Source organism: Paenibacillus jilunlii, from assembly GCF_900102965.1.
Lineage (GTDB): Bacteria > Bacillota > Bacilli > Paenibacillales > Paenibacillaceae > Paenibacillus_AQ > Paenibacillus_AQ jilunlii.
Genome location: NZ_FNGM01000001.1, coordinates 259,907 through 275,726 on the forward strand (window position 1 = coordinate 259,907; position 15,820 = coordinate 275,726).

Here is a 15,820-nt window from a genome sequence, read left to right on the forward strand (position 1 = left end):
TTACAAGCTGCAACTATAAGATCTGAAATGAAGGAGAACCTATGAAACCAATTCCTGTTACTGTGCTCAGCGGCTATCTGGGCTCAGGCAAAACCACACTGCTCAACCACATTCTGCACAACCGCGACGGCTTGAAGGTGGCCGTGATTGTTAATGACATGAGCGAGGTGAATGTGGATGCGGGCCTGGTGAAATCCGGCAACACGCTTTCCCGGACAGAGGAGAAGCTGGTTGAAATGTCGAATGGCTGCATTTGCTGCACCCTGCGTGATGACCTGCTGCGTGAGGTCCATACTCTGGCGGCAGACGGGCGGTTCGATTATATTCTGATCGAGTCCTCCGGCATCAGCGAGCCGGTGCCGGTCGCCCAGACGTTTACCTATGCCAATCCCGAGCTGGATATTGATCTTACCGCGTTGGCCCGGCTCGACACTATGGTTACAGTGGTCGATGCCAACCGTTTCTGGCATGATTTCGGTTCCGGCGACAGCCTGGTTGACCGTGGCACTACCGCTGGAGAAGGAGATTCCCGCGATATCGTTGACCTGCTGATTGATCAGATTGAAACCTGTGATGTGCTGCTGTTGAATAAATGCGACCTGGTGGAAGAAGGGGAGCTGAACAAGCTTGAGGCCATATTGCGCAAGCTGCAGCCCGCTGCCAAAATCATCCGGACCGTCAAGGGGATCGTTGATCCCAGGGAGGTCCTGAATACAGGGCGGTTCGATTTTGAACGAACAAGCATGTCCTCCGGCTGGATCGCCGAGCTGAACAAGGAGGAGCATACACCAGAGACTGAAGAATACGGCATCAGCTCCTTCGTCTACCGCCGGAGAGTGCCCTTTCATCCGCAGCGGCTAAGCTTCTTTTTCAGCAATTGGCCGGAGGAGGTAGTGCGGGCCAAAGGGCTGGTCTGGCTGGCAGCGAAGGGTGACCTTGCCGCCAGCCTCAGCCAGGCGGGGCCGTCCATCCAGTTCGGTCCTGCCGGCTACTGGCTGGCAACGCTGCCTGAAGAACAGCAGCTTGAGGTGCTTGCCACGGAGCCGGATATGAAGGCCAGATGGGACGGGACTTGGGGCGACCGTATGAATGAGGTCGTATTTATCGGCGTCGGCATGAACCGGGCCGACATTGAAGCCCGGCTGGACAGATGCCTGCTGAATGAAGAAGAGATGCAGCAGGATTGGAGCCGCTTGAACAACCCGCTTCCTTGGCCGGCGGAAGAGTTTTTAACGGCTTCTCCAGAGTAAGCAAGCTTGAGACAAGAGCAAAGTCAACACCGGGATCTGGGGCTTGACTTGATTGCAAGGCAGGACCGGTTTGGGCCGGGATCAGGAGTCTCGTGATCCCGGCTTTTGTGGTGCGCAGCCAGCTATTGATTAAAAAATATGCGGGTCACTCGGATAGTTGATGATACGTATGCGCCGTGTGCGGGATCACTGGGGCGGACAATAAAGTGCTGTTGAAGATTTGGCTGCGTGTGGGGAAAAGAGTGGAATGAGAGGTAAAAGTGCTTTTGAATTGGCTGCATATGGGCAAAAGGGTGAAATGAAAGGTATTAGTGCTTTTGATTTTGCTGAATGCGGGCAAAAGGGTGGAATGAGAGGTAAAAGTACTTTTGAATTGGCTGCGTGTGGGGAAAAGGGTGGAATGAGAGGTAAAAGTGCTTTTGATTTGGCTGCGTATGGGGAAAAGGGTGGAATGAAGAGTAAAAGTGCTTTTGAATTGGCTGCGTATGGGGAAAAGGGTGGAATGAGAGGTAAAAGTGCTTTTGAATTGGCTGCGTATGGGGAAAAGGGTGGAATGAGTTAATAATCCGGGTAGAAGAAGTATGCAGGTTACAATGGTGGTCCCTCCTTATTTGTGAAAGGGAGGCATCTAGTTTGTTATTCAACATTCTGTTTCTCATTCAATCCTAATTTTATCGGGCACACAGGTTCGTTCAGTTCATGGGTTGTTTTAAGAGGATCTTTGTCTTTAATAATAATGATTACAATTAATTATTGGTTTTGTGTTTACAAATCGTAATAATTACGATAATATCATTGGAGTTAATGCGTAATGTTTACGAATAATATACTGAAGATAAATGACAGATACAAGAAAGAAAAAATGTTAGTGAAGAGCATTAGTCGCAAGCAAGCCTTATAAAGCCTCAGGAGTGTTGGGAGGTCCAGGCGAGTAGTGAAAGTCTCAGGTGAGCATCAGAAAGTCTCATTAGCGTTGACAAGTCGCTGGTAAGCAGCGAGAAGTCGCAGGAGTGTTGGGAAGTCGAACAAAAAGTTACCGTTTTAACGCCAAAGCCAAAACCAAAACCAAAACCAAAACCAAAACCAAAACCAAAACCAAAACCAAAACCAAAACCAAAACCAAAACCAAAACCAAGAGCCAAGCGCCAACGTCCAAATGCGAAACGCTAAAGCTAATGTCCAAACGCGAAACGCCAAGCGCCAGCTCCCACGCCAGCAGCTTTGTCCCAGCAGAGACCAAATTATGAAAGGAGGGCATACACCATGATTTTATCATCCATGAAGGATGTAGTGTTCGGTTATGGAAGTGAACCGGTCATTGACAACCTCTCACTTGATATTGAAGCCGGGCAGTTTATCGGCATCACCGGCCCGAACGGGGCAGCCAAAACGACACTGCTCAAGCTTCTGCTGGGTCTGCTCCGGCCTTGGAGCGGAACCGTCACGCTAAACAAGGAGATTGCGGAGGGAGGGAAGCTGGTAATTGGTTATGTGCCGCAGCAGGTGGCGTCCTTTAATGCCGGATTTCCGAGCAAGGTAATCGAGCTGGTCCGGTCCGGCTGCTACCCGCGGCTGGGGTGGTTTGGCCGCTTCACGAAAGAGCAGGAGGAGCTTGTGGAGCGGAGCTTGCGGCAGGTGGACATGTGGGAATACCGCAACCGCAGGATCGGCGAGCTGTCCGGCGGGCAGAAGCAGCGGATCTGCATCGCCCGTGCAATGGCGCAGCAGCCGCAGGTGCTGGTGCTGGATGAGCCGGCAACGGGCATGGATACCGGGAGCCGGGGCGGATTTTACAAGCTGATGCGGCATTATGTCAGCAATCACGGGCGGACCGTCATCATGGTCACGCACGGTCTGGAAGAGACCCGTCCTTATCTGGACACGGTGATCAGCCTGGAACGAGAAGAGCAGGAGGGCTGGAAATGCTTGGTTACGAATTCATGCAGCGCGCATTTTGGGCCGGGGGCCTGATCGGCATCATCGGTCCGCTGCTGGGCGTGTATCTGATGCTGCGCAGGCAGGTGCTGATGGCCGATACCCTGTCCCATGTGTCGTTGGCCGGAGTGGCGCTCGGCTCGGTGCTGCAGCTGAGTCCGGCGCTTAGCGGATTTGCGGTGGCCGTAGCGGGCGGACTGGTCATAGAGCAGCTCCGCCGTTCTTATCGTACATACAGCGAGCTGCCGGTGGCGATCATAATGACCTCCGGCCTGGCGCTGGCCGTGGTGCTGATGAGCCTGAAGCAGAATCTGAGCCGCAGCTTCAGCTCCTATCTGTTCGGCTCCATCGTCGCTGTCAGCGATACTCAGCTGGTGCTGATTGCCATAGTGGCCGCCGCAGGACTGTTATATTTCATCATTCTCCGCCGCCCGCTGTACAGTCTGACCTTTGACGAAGAGACAGCCTCTATCGGCGGTGTCCATACAGGCTTATTGTCCTTTTCGTTTGCGGTGCTGACGGGGATGACGGTTGCGGCTGCAATGCCTGTTGTCGGTGTTCTGCTGGTGTCAGCGCTGATTGTCCTGCCGGCGTCCATTGCCCTGAGGGTTGCATCGGGCTTTAGTGCAGCCATTCTGATTTCAATCGGTGTTGGCCTTGCGGGCGTTTTCAGCGGCCTGACCGCTTCCTATTATATCAACACACCTCCCGGAGGCACGATAGCCCTCATTTTACTGTGTTTTCTGCTATGCGCAATTGCTGTACAAAAGCTGCTGGCTTTCCAGAAACGCCGCAGCGTCCGTAAATCCATATTAGAAAAAGGAGCTTGAACAGAACTATGCTGAATGTTAAAATCCGTCACCTTGCCGTCCTTTCCCTGACCGCCATGCTGATTGTCTCCGGCTGCGGCAGCAACACCGCAAGCAATGCGAAAGAGACTCCCCCTGCTTCATCCGCAGCCGCAGAGCCGGCCGCCGCTGGAGCTGCAGTCAAGGCAGACAAGCTGGATATCAAGGTCAGCTTTTACCCTATGTATGAGTTCACCAAAAATATTGTCGGCGACTTGGCCGATGTGGAAACACTGATTCCGGCCGGAATCGAGCCGCATGACTGGGAGCCTACGGCACAGGATATGGCGGAGATTTCCGCCGCCGATGTGCTTGTCTATAATGGTGCAGGCATGGAGGGCTGGGCACAGCAGGTGATCGATAGTGCCAAGGGGACCCAACTGGTTGCCGTAGAGGCCAGTAAAGGGCTGGATATTATGGAAGGCGTGGAAGAGGAAGAAGAACATGCCGGTGAAGCGGATCATGATCATGAGGCAGGCGGGCATGCTGATGAAGCGGATCATGATCATGAGGCAGGCGGGCATGCTGATGAAGCGGATCATGATCATGAGGCAGGCGGGCACGCCCAAGAAGCGGGGCATAACCATGAGGCAGGGGAGCCGGCCAAAGAGGATCATGCCCACGACCATGATCACGGCGGACTTGATCCGCATGTCTGGCTTGCCCCCTCCCTTGCCATCAAGGAGGTCCGGACGATCGAAGCCGCTTTGGCTGCTGCCTCTCCTGAGAATGCCGCTGCCTTCAAGACGAACAGCGATGCCTATATCGCCAAGCTGGAGCAGCTCGACCAGGATTTCAAGGCTGGTCTGAAAGATACGAAGCGTAAAGATTTCATTACCCAGCATGCTGCATTCGGCTATTTGGCCAAAGAGTACGGCCTGACTCAAGTGCCGATTGCCGGTCTTTCTCCGGAGCAGGAGCCTTCCGCCGCTCAAATGGCCCAAATTGTGGAGTTCGCGAAGGCGCATGAGGTGAAGACGATCTTTTTCGAAACCCTGGTATCGTCGAGTGTTGCTGATACGATTGCCGGGGAACTCGGCGCCAAGTCAGCGGTGCTGAACCCAATCGAAGGCTTAACCGATGAGGACCGCAGCAGCAATCTTGATTACCTTGCCATAATGCGCCAGAATCTTGAAGCGCTGAAGGCCGCTTTGAATGAATAGCGAACGACAGGAACCTACCTAATGTATGAAAGGAGCAGCAGCATGGCTAAAAAATCAAAGATAGTCAAGGAACTGAAGAGGCAGGAGCTGGTGGCGAAATTCGCTGACAAACGCCGAGATCTGAAGGCAATGGGGGACTATATGGCCCTCCAAAAGCTGCCGCGCGATTCATCGCCCACCCGCCAAAAAAACCGGTGCGCCGTTTCCGGAAGACCACGAGGCTACTTAAGCAAGTTTCATGTCTCACGGATCGTGTTCCGGGAGCTTGCGCTTAAAGGGCAGATTCCCGGCATCACCAAATCAAGCTGGTAATCGGTCCGGCTGCATACCGGCTTCACATCAAACGGCTGTTTCTCTGCTTAAGCGGAGGGACGGCCGTTTTACTGTATATTTTAGAAATATCAATTATGCCGGGCGCTTTGGGCTTTGCCTGATAAAGCAGGGTGAATTATGATAGTAGACAAGTGTAACCAATCATAACCAACTATGAAGGAGGCCAGATCATGAGCTATACCGATACGTTCATCCGCGTCGCTGTGGATTGTCCGGCCGAGACAGGTGTTGTTCCTGTGTCCGTCCGGCCGCATCCGCCGGTCCACGTCATTCAGTATGAGCTGCTGTCAGGAGCGCCGTATGCCTATACCCATGAAGAGCTGCTGTATGAGGTGCATGTGCGCCATAAGGAGATATCTGAACAGGAAAGAGCGGAGCGCCGGAAGGAAATCTGGACAACACTGTTCTCCAAAAGCCACCCCTGCCTGCGCGCCTCCATGCTGCCCAAAAAGTACGGTTGGGGGATTCACTATAACGCTGAGGGTAAAATCGCCATTTATGGCAAAGAGTCCCCTGAGTATGACCATTACACATCCGGGAGCGCGGACGGGGTTAAGCTGCTGAATGCTATGCGCAATAGAAAATGACAGGGAAAAGCCGGGTGTAGAAAGGAGCAAACCAAATGTCACAGTATTGGAGTACAAGATTTGCCCGCGAAGGCATGATCTGGGGAGATCAGCCCAGTCCGTCAGCCTTGCGGGCCAAAGCGTGGTTCCTTGAGCAGGGAGTACAATCTGTCCTGGTTCCCGGTGCGGGTTACGGACGGAACACCAAGGTGTTCTCCTCCGACTTGGACACCTATGGCGTCGAATTGAGCAGGGCTGCGCTGGAGCTTGCCGCCGATTGGGACAGCCAAACCCGGTTCATTGAAGGATCGGCATTGGAGCCTCAATTGGACATCCGGGTAGATGCAGTCTATTGCTATGATGTGCTGCATTTATTTCTTGCCGGAGAACGCCGTCAGCTTATTGACGCAAGTCTTGCGCAGCTCCGTCCCGGAGGCCTGCTGTATTTTACCAGCTTTTCCGATGAGGATTCCAACAACGGCCATGGGAGGATGCTGGAGCCGGGTACATATGAATACAAAGAAGGAAAATACGCCCACTTTTTCAGCGATGCTGACCTGCGGGAGCATTTTTCTGCTGCAGAGGTAGTGGAGACTGGAACGTTTCAGGAATTATTGCAGAGTCCCGGAGGCGGGACACATGAGTATCTGCTCCGGGAAATCTTCGCCCGTAAGAGAAAAGAGGTCTATATAAACAGAACTTGAAAATTATTACAACTTAGGGAGAAGTGACGGAGGAGAAGTTTGGAACTGTAGGAGCGGTAGCGTCCGCCTGAAAGCTTTCCGTAGGAAAGCTCGCTATCTTCAGCATAATCAGTCTGCGGATTTCCACCGCGAACAGCGGTATAAATTCAAGAAATCTGCAGATGGGCAGCGGCCGGAAGTCCAAACATTCTCTGAAGTCACGACCCATCCCAGACAGAAAAATCACAAGTTCAGTTTATATAGAGTAAAACTTATACGAACTTTCCCTGGGAAGGGACAGACAGCTCCTTAAACGTCTTGCATAAATGGGCAAATTGCGCCGACAGTTCTGGAGCGGCCATAGGCAGGCCGTGTCCGGGAAGCACAATCTGGGGGTCCAGAAGAGCAAGCTTGCGTACGGACTTCTCTGCTTCCACCCAGTCTGTTGTGAAATAGGCCGGAGGTCCATGCAGTTCCTTATGCTGTGCGATGACTGCAAAAGCCGACTCCTGCTTGACAGTAATCACGGCATCCCCGGAGATGAGCACCTTGTCAGCAGGGCGGAAAAGAGAGATGTGGCCCGGGCTGTGCCCCGGTGTATGCACCCAGGTCCAGCCCTTCGCTCCGGGCACACTGCCATCCTCCGGAAGAGGATGTACAGCTCCCCCCAGATTAATGCCCCTGTGCGGATAAAGAGGTGAAACGGTTGCCATGAGACCCCCGCCCACCGCAGGGTCAGCAGGAGGATAATCCTGCGAGCCTGTGAGATAAGGCAGCTCCAAAGGGTGTGCATATACCGGAACTCCCGGCCATTCCTCCATAAGCTCCTTCAGGTTGCCGACATGATCAAAATGGCCGTGAGTCAGCACAATAGCCGCCGGCGGTTTGCCGAACCATTCCTGGCTAGTCCGTAAAATACTCCCTGCGAAATTGCCAAGTCCTGTGTCGACCAGAATCCAATCCGTTACAGAATGGCCTACAAAGGCGACGTTGACAAACAAAGTCCGAAGGCCGGCCACACCTTCTGCTGCCTCCCATGTATCCGTCAAGCCGGAAGTTAATATCCCGTTCAGTTCCACCCTCGTACCTCCTATATTGTTTTTAAGTTCAATGTAATGCCAAGATGTGATGCCATCCTGTAGTATGGCCTTTTTTACAAAATACAAATGGGATTGCAGGAAGAAAACAAACGGGAGGATGCTGAACGGCCAAAAAACCCTCTCCAAAAGGAAGAAGGGCCGGCGTAGTTATAACAAGCAGTTCAAGGAAGTAGCTGTATGTAGCTTGCGGCTTCAGGGCTGGCGCAGTTCACAATCAGCGAATAGGATATGGCGCGGAATATGGAAGAAATTCTCGGCCTTTTCCTGCAGCGCCAGCGTAGGGAGGTGGCATTGATGCAGCCATTTGCGGAAGGTTCCGGGATGGACCCCGATCCAGATGCTGACATCCGTGACAGAGAAATCATAGACCATGCACAGTCCTGTAAGGATCACATTGCTGTGCGGGGAGCGGGCATTTGCTCTTTTCATAAATCTTGAGGGTGTAGGCTGGCACACAATCGGACTTTGCCGCAGGAGAGCCTCATTGAACAAGATATGGGACGGGTAACCCAGGATACGGCAGACCTTGTCCAGATTGGTTTTGGAAGGAATCCGGCCTTCATATACCCAGGCGCTGACGCTGCGCGAAGAGACGGAGAGTTCTTCGGCCAGCCGTGACAGCTTGATGTCTTTGGCCATCAGGACGGCTAGCAGCACGCGGTTACGGATCTGGCTGCGCTTCGGCCGGCGGAATCTTTTGACCCGAACGCCTTGTCCAAGATATTTGCGGTTGATCAGAGACCAGGCCTGAATTTTATGTGTTTCTTGCTGGTTATTAGGCATAATTCCTCCGATATACTGATTTGATAATTGAGTAAATATTCTGGTTTGGCTTGATATGACTTTAACATTTTGGTTATGCTTTCGTCCAGATGAAATGCTTGGTGGTCCGCCAGCGCTTAATTTCTTTCAGAAGTGATGCTGGTATGATATATTTTTAGTAATCTATTTTATAATTCAGGACGCGGGGAGCGATATAGATGATTAAACACATTGTATTCTTCAAATTAAAGGACCGGACTCCGGAAAAAATACAGGAAACCGTAGCGGTGCTCCGGAACATGGAAGGCAAAATTCCGCAGCTGCTCTCCATCGAGGCAGGTGCCGATATCATTCGCTCGGAGCGTTCTTTTGATATTGCGCTGGTGACGGTGGTCGCTTCGCTGGATGATTTACAGGCCTATCAGGTGCACCCGGAGCATAAGAAGGTTATCGCGCACATCAATGAGGTCAAAGAGGTTTCATTTGCTGTAGATTACGAAATCTAGAGATACACGGGAGAGTGCGGCGGCTAACCGCCATCAACAACCGGAAGGTGGGACGTTATGCGAGAGCTTGAGTACCCGATGGAAGCGTTAACCTATTTAGTCGTATTTCTGGCCGCGTGCATCATCATGCTGTTCTGGCTGAAACGCCGCGGCAGACGGGGAAAATAATCCGGACTCCGATCACTGCTCTTGCCCCATATTACCTTACTTGGAGGGTCTACTGTGTACTATGTCAACCGGAAACAGATCGAAACTATACTGGGACAGATTCCAGATATTAATAAAGGGCTCCGAACAGCAGCTGCTTCGTGGGATGGCGGAACATTGACGGGACTGGTTCAGGAAAGATGCCTGCACTTGGCGATTGAGGTCGTTACCGATGTAGGCAGCTCTTTGATTGACGGATTCATTATGCGTGATGCCGGAAGCTATGAGGACATCATTTCTATCATCCATGAGGAAAAGGTTTTTGAAGGGAGCAGCCTGTACGGTTTGCTGATCCGGCTTGTGGCACTCCGCAAGCCTCTGGTTCAGGACTACTACGCCTGGGACCGGACATCACTTCACCCGCTTACAGCGCAGCTTCCGGAAGCACTGGAGCAATTCGCAGCTGCAGTGCAGAGCTATCTGGATCAGGAACTGGGCGCAGAAGCCCCAGTGTAACTTTACGGCAGCAGCCGGGATTTACTGAATATACAAGGAATGTAGGAGTGAACACAAGCGTCAGCCGTGAAAGGAAGGAGGTCCTTAATGATGAAGAAGGGGCAGGAAAGCGGATCAACAAGGCGGATGATTATGACGCTCCTGAAGATGAAAGGGCCGCTGACGATCGGTGCGCTCGCTGAGGAGCTGGGGATTACGGAAATGGGTGTCCGGCGTCACGTGCTTCAGCTGGAACAGGAAGCGCTGGCCAAAACCAAAGTCGTCCGCCAGGCAATGGGCCGTCCGCTTCATGTGTATTCACTAACAGAGCGGGCGGAAGACCATTTTCCCAAAAGCTATCATAATCTGGCGCTGGAGCTGCTGCGCGAGCTGGACCACGGCAGCGGACAGGAGGCAGTCAACGTTCTGTTTGAAGGCCGCAGGAAGCGTATGCTGGCCCAGTATGGACCCATGATGGAGAACCGGAATCTGGAAGAGCGTGTCGCCGAGTTGTCCTCCATCCAGAATGCGGGCGGCTATATGGCCGAGTGGCATCAGGATGAGGACGGATCTTATGTAATGCAGGAGTATAACTGTCCGATCCGCCAGGTTGCGACCCAATACCGCAAGGCCTGCCAGTGTGAACAAGCACTGTTCGAGGAGCTGCTTGGGGCGAAGGTTACACGCACGGAATGTATGGCTGAAGGCGGACAGAGCTGCCGGTACGCCATTGTTCCCCGCAAGAAAGACAAATCTCCGGAAATGAGCGTATAGCAGTCACAAGACAAACTCTCTTTGCTTATGATATAGCAGAACTAGGCGATCGCCCGGATGGCCGGGCAGAGGCTCAAATAGAATCCAAGGGAGAGATGAGACATGAAAAAAGACACTAAAAGCTTGCTGTGGGGGATTCTGGCCGGCAGTGTGGTGGGTTCGGTAACGGCTCTGCTGTTCGCCCCTAAAGCCGGTAAGGAGCTGCGCAAGGACATTGCTGAAGGAACTGCGGAAGCGGCCCACAAAGTGCAGGAGATTGCCGGAGCGGCTAGCGACAAAAGCACGGAGCTGTACAGCAAAGCCAAAGACGCGGTAGAGTCTGTGGTCATTGAGGTCAAGGAATGGAGCAGACAATATACCGGGACTGATGAAGAAAAGGCGGTTGTGGTGAGTGGAATTGCTGCAGAAGACGATACCGCTGAAGCCACTGAAACCGCTGGAATTGCCTTTGAGGAAGCTGCGGAAGCAGCGCCGGATGAAGCGGAAGCCCGGATTGATGCCGATACAGCTGCTGACACTGTGGTAAAAGATGGCACAGCTGGCGGCAAAGACGGCAGTGGAATCGCTTAAGCTGGCGGTAATAAAGTGAATCCGCCTTTTGCAGAGCACGATGAAGCCGTATCTCCTTGGCGGAGAGGTAAGGTGAATGTTTTCCGGCCTAGAGCCGCTTTTCGCATTCTGGCGGAAGGCGGCTCTTGAACTGTTCAGGGTTTTGGAGTATCATCTGCAATTGGGGCTGGAGCCCAGGTACATTTTGTTTTAGCCTTACATAAGCTACACAAAACAAGTAAAAGGAAGCGGTGTGTTCGTGCAGCAAGCTATCGCAATACTAGATTCAGGTGTGGGGGGACTCACGGTTGTCAAGGAAGTGATGAGACAGCTCCCACGGGAGAAGATCATTTATTTCGGTGATACCGCAAGAGCCCCGTACGGACCCCGTTCGACAGAAGAAGTGAAAATGTTCACCGAACAGATTGTGGACTATTTAATTCAATTTAATCCCAAAATGATTGTTATCGCCTGCAATACTGCAACTGCGGCCGCACTTGACTATATCTCAGCCAAAGTATCGATTCCCGTCATCGGCGTCATTCATCCGGGCGCGCGTGCAGCCATAAGTGCGACCAAAACCGGCCAGGTCGGCGTCATCGGCACCATCGGCACGGTCAAGAGCGGTGCCTACACCGCTGCGCTGAAGCAGCTGTCCCCATTCGTCCAGGTCGTCAGCCAGGCCTGCCCGGCGCTTGTTCCTTTTGTGGAACAAGGGATGTTCCGCTCGGAGGAGAGCCATATCGCAGTGGCGGAATCGCTGAATGGCATCAAGTATGAGCCAATCGATACCCTGATCCTGGGCTGTACCCATTATCCGTTCCTGGTGGAGCCCATCGGCAAGGTCATGGGGCCAGGGGTGAAGCTCATCAGCTCTGCGGATGAGACAGCCAGAGAAATCAGTACGATCCTCTATGACAAAGGCCAACTGGCCAGCGGAGACGAAAGTCCAATCCACCAGTTTTTCTGCAGCGGAGAGGCCGAGATGTTCCAGCGGATCGCCCGTGACTGGCTAGGGGAGCAGATTAAGCGTACGCCAGTTGTGTGGCAGGTCTCTTCGCTGTAAGCACCGGAGCGGTGAGTTGAATAGGGACAAACCCCTGATCCAGGGGCAGTTTTAGAACCAAAACTTGAGGCCGGGACAGCGATGTTCCGGTCTTTGCTGTTAATTGGGGGAATGAAGGGGTCTCCTGTCCGCATCAATTCTTTCATGGTGGACAGCACGGTGTGCATACAATGGAAAAGAAGGCTGTGTCCGAATGTCTCCCGTGAACTCTCCGGCTGACGGCATTGGATGACGCCAACTAGAGGGCTGAGAGGATGAGGCATATGCAGCAATATATTGCCCGCAGGGGAGATACGGTTAGCCGGATTGCCGCGAGGCATGGACTCACACCGGAGCATGTAATACAGGGGAACCCGTGGGCAGGGAGGCAGCCGTATTTAGTTCCGGGGCAGATTCTGTTTCTGCCTTCCGCTCCGCGCAAACGTTATGCTGTACAGCCAGGTGATGATGCCTGGAGCATTGCTGCCTGGTTCGGAGTGGATGTGAATGAGCTTGAAAAGCTGAATCCGGGCGTAGGCTCGGCATACGGGTGTACCCCCGGCAAGGTGCTGGTCATTCCTCCGGCGGCACCGCACAAAGTGGTGCATTTGCGCGGAGAATATGGTCCTGCCGAGGTGGCGGCGGATATTGTCAGACTGCTGGACCAGTATCCTTTCCTTCAGCATGAAACTATTGGTTCAAGCGTGCTTGGCAAGCCGCTGCATCTGCTGCGGATCGGCAGCGGACCGCGCCAGCTTCATGTCAATGCTGCACTGCATGCGAATGAATGGCTGACCTCGCCCTGCCTCCTGTCTTTTGTGGAGCAGTATGCGGCGGCATATGCTCAAGGAAAGGACTGGAACGGCCATAACCCCGGCTCCTGGCACAGCAACTGGACGGTATGGGCTGTGCCCATGGCCAATCCCGATGGGGTGGAGCTTGTGCAGGAAGGGGTACTGCCCGGCCACCCGTATTATGAAGAGCTGATGGCATGGAACGGTGGACGGCGCAGCTTCCGGCACTGGAAGGCCAACATCCGCGGGGTGGATCTGGGCGACCAGTTCCCCGCACATTGGGAAGAGGAGCAGGCCCGGCGGGGAGTGCCTGGACCCGCGCCGCGTGATTACAGCGGAACGGCTGCGCTAAGCGAGCCGGAAGCCGCTGCCCTGGCGCAGCTGGCAGAGAGGGTCCCCGGCGATGCCGCGGTATCGCTGCACAGCCAGGGAGGAGAGATTTACTGGAACTACCGGGGGTATGAGCCGCCGGAGAGCCGTGCACTTGCGGCACAGCTGGCGGCGGCGAGCGGCTACCGGGCGGTTGAGCTGACCGGCAGCGATGCGGGATACAAGGACTGGTTCATCCAGCGCTTCCGCAAGCCCGGCTTCACTGTGGAGCTGGGAGTTGGCAAAAATCCGCTGCCGCTGGCTGATTTTGAGGATATGGCGCTGGAGACCGGTCTTATTTTGGCCTCGATCCTTTCAAATTTCAAATAAAAATGAAACAATTTCTGCAAATTTGCGTAATATAACAGCAAAGGGTACGGCCGCAGTCATTCCTAGATGCGCTTCGCGGCTGGATCCTTTTTTTGTGAAAAACTCACAAAACTTTTAGGAGGACCGTGATGAAACTGAGAAAACTGCTGTCGCTTAAGCAATGGTCCCATATTTTCCGCAATTCCTGGCAGTTTATCATCTCGCCGCAAGTCGCCGTGGCAGACAAGCTCCTGTTCACCATTCCGGTGATTTTATACTGGGTGCTTCCCGATTTTATGCCGTTTCTGCCGATTGACGATATTGGGGTGACGATGCTGCTGACGGGCTGGTTCGTCTCGCGGATGGAGCGCAAATACCCGGCCCTAAGAGCCGGAAGATGAAGGATTAGCGAATCTTTTCATGCTTTGTGCTGATCTATTTCGCCAATACAGTTGCTTTTACAGGCTGATTTCCTTAAAATAAATTATTGAGTATTTAAACTATAGATGCCTGGGAGATGGATGAGCATGAACGTCAAAATTACCCGCAATGCGGCTAAAGTGATAAAGAAAACGATGGAACTTGAAGGCAACAGCGAGCTGAAGCTGCGCGTAGCCATTACACACGCCCACGGCGATCATGCCCACTACGGCCTTGATCTGGACACGCCCAAAGAAAGTGACGTTGTTGTCTCCACTGACAAAGAGATTGATGTCATTCTTGATCCGAATCAGCCCTTGCTGGATGGTGTAAAGATCGACTATCTGTACTTCCCTGAAGAAGGTTTTGTGATTACTAATCCGTCTAAAGGAAATCACGGCGATCACTAAGTGTTCGCCCGTATTTTACGGACATAAAGAAGGGTTGCTCCATGGCTAACGATATACGCATTTGCGACGAATGCAATCATATCAAGATGAAAAGTATCCTCCCCAAGCTGCGCAAGATGGCGCCTGACGCCGAGATCAAGACCGGGTGCATCTCCTATTGCGGACCTTGCGGCAAACGGCCGTTTGTCTATATCAATGGCCGGTATGTCAGCGGCCCGACGGAAGACGAGGTGCTGGCTAAGGCCGAAGCTTTTGTCAAACGGCCGGTTGCTAAGGAATAGGCATAGTGGTGTTTGGCATGACCCCCGCTGAGTGTAGCGGGGGTTTTTGGCAACTATAGGAATTTATATGCTTCACTCAATATATTTCCCGCTGAAACGGTACCGTCCTGTAAAGGACGGCAAAGCCGTTTCCGCTTGTGTATCCGGGTGTGCCTCGAAGTTGGGTATGCGCGGAGGCCCATGTTATAATAGAAATGTTCTCAACATCAGAAAGATACATAGGAGGTAATGGAGCGAAATGAAGCATATTGCTGATGTAACGATTCTGAATAACGGGATTGCCATGCCCCGGTTTGGACTGGGCACCTACAAGGCTGAAGGCGAAGAGGTGGCCAGAGCTGTAGCAACTGCGCTGGAGCTGGGTTACCGGAGTATTGATACCGCTGCGGTATATGGCAACGAGGAAGAGGTGGGACGCTCGATTGCCGCCAGCGGCATCAAGAGGGACGACCTGTTCGTCACGACGAAGGTATGGAACTCGGATCAGGGCTATGATGAGACACTAAGAGCCTTTGAAACCAGCAGTAAGAAGCTTGGCCTGGACGTCATTGATCTGTATCTAATCCACTGGCCGGGCACAGATAAATATAAGGCTACCTGGTGCGCACTGGAGCGGCTGTATGCCGAAGGACGCGTACGGGCCATTGGCGTCAGCAATTTTCAGATTCACCATTTGGAGGAATTACGGAAGGACAGCGAAACGGTGCCTGCGGTGAATCAGGTGGAGCTGCATCCGCGCTTTATCCAGAAAGAGCTGCATGATTACTGCGCAAGCCGCCAGATTCAGATTGAAGCCTGGGCACCGCTGATGAAGGGCAGACTGCAGGATAATGAATTGCTGCAGGGGATTGCTGGCAAGCATGGCAAGACGGTATCCCAGGTGATTTTGCGTTGGGGGCTGCAGAACGGGATTGTGATTATCCCGAAATCGGTAACCGCATCGAGAATCAAGGAAAACAGCGAAATCTTCGATTTCGAGCTGTCGGCGGAAGAACTGGCTGCGATCAGCGGGCTGGATGCCGGAGAGCGGATTGGCTCTGATCCGGACAAGTTATTGTTCTAGCCCAATACTATTGTAATC

General features: G+C 53.0%; 21 protein-coding genes. 19 read left to right on the plus strand and 2 right to left on the minus strand.

Annotated features, from left to right (window positions below):
* Positions 1-41: 41 nt before the first annotated feature.
* The 9 genes from BLQ82_RS01175 (at position 42) to BLQ82_RS01215 (ending at position 6,799) form a co-directional block, all read left to right on the plus strand.
* Positions 42-1,250: a GTP-binding protein gene (locus BLQ82_RS01175; protein WP_062526601.1), complete on the plus strand. Its 1,209-nt coding sequence runs from the start codon at positions 42-44 to the stop codon at positions 1,248-1,250.
* Positions 1,251-1,497: 247 nt separating this feature from the next.
* Positions 1,498-1,812: a hypothetical protein gene (locus tag BLQ82_RS01180; protein ID WP_074647585.1), complete on the plus strand. Its 315-nt coding sequence runs from the start codon at positions 1,498-1,500 to the stop codon at positions 1,810-1,812.
* Positions 1,813-2,263: 451 nt separating this feature from the next.
* The gene (locus BLQ82_RS31720; RefSeq protein WP_062526605.1) at positions 2,264-2,497 is read left to right on the plus strand and encodes a hypothetical protein; all 234 of its coding nucleotides are present in this window, start codon (positions 2,264-2,266) and stop codon (positions 2,495-2,497) included.
* A gap of 16 nt (positions 2,498-2,513) precedes the next feature.
* A complete protein-coding gene (locus BLQ82_RS01190; RefSeq protein ID WP_062526607.1) occupies positions 2,514-3,221 on the plus strand; it encodes a metal ABC transporter ATP-binding protein in 708 nt (235 codons plus the stop codon).
* A complete protein-coding gene (locus BLQ82_RS01195; protein ID WP_062526609.1) occupies positions 3,167-4,015 on the plus strand; it encodes a metal ABC transporter permease in 849 nt (282 codons plus the stop codon). The genes BLQ82_RS01190 and BLQ82_RS01195 overlap by 55 nt, the downstream gene beginning before the upstream one ends.
* 8 nt (positions 4,016-4,023) lie before the next feature.
* Positions 4,024-5,196: a metal ABC transporter substrate-binding protein gene (locus BLQ82_RS01200; protein WP_062526611.1), complete on the plus strand. Its 1,173-nt coding sequence runs from the start codon at positions 4,024-4,026 to the stop codon at positions 5,194-5,196.
* Positions 5,197-5,238: 42 nt separating this feature from the next.
* Positions 5,239-5,508, plus strand: a complete 270-nt coding sequence (rpsN, locus tag BLQ82_RS01205; RefSeq protein WP_062526885.1) for a 30S ribosomal protein S14 — start codon at positions 5,239-5,241, stop codon at positions 5,506-5,508.
* Positions 5,509-5,699: 191 nt separating this feature from the next.
* Positions 5,700-6,116: a DUF6157 family protein gene (locus tag BLQ82_RS01210; RefSeq protein ID WP_062526614.1), complete on the plus strand. Its 417-nt coding sequence runs from the start codon at positions 5,700-5,702 to the stop codon at positions 6,114-6,116.
* 35 nt (positions 6,117-6,151) lie between these two features.
* On the plus strand, positions 6,152-6,799 hold the full coding sequence (locus tag BLQ82_RS01215) for a class I SAM-dependent methyltransferase (protein ID WP_062526615.1): 648 nt from the start codon (positions 6,152-6,154) through the stop codon (positions 6,797-6,799).
* A gap of 251 nt (positions 6,800-7,050) precedes the next feature.
* On the opposite strand, the gene BLQ82_RS01220 is transcribed toward BLQ82_RS01215, so the two are convergent.
* Both BLQ82_RS01220 and BLQ82_RS01225 read right to left on the minus strand, forming a co-directional pair.
* Positions 7,051-7,857, minus strand: a complete 807-nt coding sequence (locus BLQ82_RS01220) for an MBL fold metallo-hydrolase (RefSeq protein WP_062526617.1) — start codon at positions 7,855-7,857, stop codon at positions 7,051-7,053.
* 213 nt (positions 7,858-8,070) lie between these two features.
* Positions 8,071-8,661, minus strand: a complete 591-nt coding sequence (locus BLQ82_RS01225; protein ID WP_062526619.1) for a helix-turn-helix domain-containing protein — start codon at positions 8,659-8,661, stop codon at positions 8,071-8,073.
* A gap of 197 nt (positions 8,662-8,858) precedes the next feature.
* Between BLQ82_RS01225 and BLQ82_RS01230 the strand changes: the two genes are divergently transcribed.
* The 10 genes from BLQ82_RS01230 (at position 8,859) to BLQ82_RS01275 (ending at position 15,802) form a co-directional block, all read left to right on the plus strand.
* On the plus strand, positions 8,859-9,146 hold the full coding sequence (locus tag BLQ82_RS01230; RefSeq protein WP_062526621.1) for a Dabb family protein: 288 nt from the start codon (positions 8,859-8,861) through the stop codon (positions 9,144-9,146).
* 222 nt (positions 9,147-9,368) lie between these two features.
* On the plus strand, positions 9,369-9,809 hold the full coding sequence (locus BLQ82_RS01235) for a DUF86 domain-containing protein (protein ID WP_062526623.1): 441 nt from the start codon (positions 9,369-9,371) through the stop codon (positions 9,807-9,809).
* A gap of 87 nt (positions 9,810-9,896) precedes the next feature.
* On the plus strand, positions 9,897-10,562 hold the full coding sequence (locus BLQ82_RS01240) for a helix-turn-helix transcriptional regulator (protein WP_062526625.1): 666 nt from the start codon (positions 9,897-9,899) through the stop codon (positions 10,560-10,562).
* Between the two features lie 102 nt (positions 10,563-10,664).
* The gene (locus BLQ82_RS01245; RefSeq protein ID WP_062526627.1) at positions 10,665-11,132 is read left to right on the plus strand and encodes a YtxH domain-containing protein; all 468 of its coding nucleotides are present in this window, start codon (positions 10,665-10,667) and stop codon (positions 11,130-11,132) included.
* A gap of 238 nt (positions 11,133-11,370) precedes the next feature.
* The gene (racE, locus tag BLQ82_RS01250; RefSeq protein ID WP_062526629.1) at positions 11,371-12,177 is read left to right on the plus strand and encodes a glutamate racemase; all 807 of its coding nucleotides are present in this window, start codon (positions 11,371-11,373) and stop codon (positions 12,175-12,177) included.
* A gap of 263 nt (positions 12,178-12,440) precedes the next feature.
* Positions 12,441-13,649: a M14 family metallopeptidase gene (locus BLQ82_RS01255; protein ID WP_062526631.1), complete on the plus strand. Its 1,209-nt coding sequence runs from the start codon at positions 12,441-12,443 to the stop codon at positions 13,647-13,649.
* A gap of 128 nt (positions 13,650-13,777) precedes the next feature.
* A complete protein-coding gene (locus tag BLQ82_RS01260) occupies positions 13,778-14,029 on the plus strand; it encodes a hypothetical protein (RefSeq protein ID WP_062526633.1) in 252 nt (83 codons plus the stop codon).
* A 126-nt stretch (positions 14,030-14,155) separates the two neighbouring features.
* On the plus strand, positions 14,156-14,458 hold the full coding sequence (locus BLQ82_RS01265) for a HesB/IscA family protein (protein ID WP_025707581.1): 303 nt from the start codon (positions 14,156-14,158) through the stop codon (positions 14,456-14,458).
* A gap of 41 nt (positions 14,459-14,499) precedes the next feature.
* A complete protein-coding gene (locus BLQ82_RS01270) occupies positions 14,500-14,739 on the plus strand; it encodes a YuzB family protein (RefSeq protein ID WP_020426769.1) in 240 nt (79 codons plus the stop codon).
* 238 nt (positions 14,740-14,977) lie between these two features.
* Positions 14,978-15,802: an aldo/keto reductase gene (locus tag BLQ82_RS01275; RefSeq protein WP_062526635.1), complete on the plus strand. Its 825-nt coding sequence runs from the start codon at positions 14,978-14,980 to the stop codon at positions 15,800-15,802.
* Positions 15,803-15,820: the final 18 nt, after the last annotated feature.

Bases quoted from the DNA above. Each gene is read 5' to 3' on its own strand.
- BLQ82_RS01175 (WP_062526601.1), top strand. From the start codon at position 42: ATGAAACCAATTCCTGTTACTGTGCTCAGCGGCTATCTGGGCTCAGGC.
- BLQ82_RS01180 (WP_074647585.1), top strand. From the start codon at position 1,498: ATGAGAGGTAAAAGTGCTTTTGAATTGGCTGCATATGGGCAAAAGGGT.
- BLQ82_RS01190 (WP_062526607.1), top strand. From the start codon at position 2,514: ATGATTTTATCATCCATGAAGGATGTAGTGTTCGGTTATGGAAGTGAA.
- BLQ82_RS01200 (WP_062526611.1), top strand. From the start codon at position 4,024: ATGCTGAATGTTAAAATCCGTCACCTTGCCGTCCTTTCCCTGACCGCC.
- rpsN (WP_062526885.1), top strand. From the start codon at position 5,239: ATGGCTAAAAAATCAAAGATAGTCAAGGAACTGAAGAGGCAGGAGCTG.
- BLQ82_RS01210 (WP_062526614.1), top strand. From the start codon at position 5,700: ATGAGCTATACCGATACGTTCATCCGCGTCGCTGTGGATTGTCCGGCC.
- BLQ82_RS01215 (WP_062526615.1), top strand. From the start codon at position 6,152: ATGTCACAGTATTGGAGTACAAGATTTGCCCGCGAAGGCATGATCTGG.
- BLQ82_RS01225 (WP_062526619.1), bottom strand. From the start codon at position 8,661: ATGCCTAATAACCAGCAAGAAACACATAAAATTCAGGCCTGGTCTCTG.
- BLQ82_RS01230 (WP_062526621.1), top strand. From the start codon at position 8,859: ATGATTAAACACATTGTATTCTTCAAATTAAAGGACCGGACTCCGGAA.
- BLQ82_RS01240 (WP_062526625.1), top strand. From the start codon at position 9,897: ATGATGAAGAAGGGGCAGGAAAGCGGATCAACAAGGCGGATGATTATG.
- BLQ82_RS01245 (WP_062526627.1), top strand. From the start codon at position 10,665: ATGAAAAAAGACACTAAAAGCTTGCTGTGGGGGATTCTGGCCGGCAGT.
- BLQ82_RS01255 (WP_062526631.1), top strand. From the start codon at position 12,441: ATGCAGCAATATATTGCCCGCAGGGGAGATACGGTTAGCCGGATTGCC.
- BLQ82_RS01260 (WP_062526633.1), top strand. From the start codon at position 13,778: ATGAAACTGAGAAAACTGCTGTCGCTTAAGCAATGGTCCCATATTTTC.
- BLQ82_RS01265 (WP_025707581.1), top strand. From the start codon at position 14,156: ATGAACGTCAAAATTACCCGCAATGCGGCTAAAGTGATAAAGAAAACG.
- BLQ82_RS01270 (WP_020426769.1), top strand. From the start codon at position 14,500: ATGGCTAACGATATACGCATTTGCGACGAATGCAATCATATCAAGATG.
- BLQ82_RS01275 (WP_062526635.1), top strand. From the start codon at position 14,978: ATGAAGCATATTGCTGATGTAACGATTCTGAATAACGGGATTGCCATG.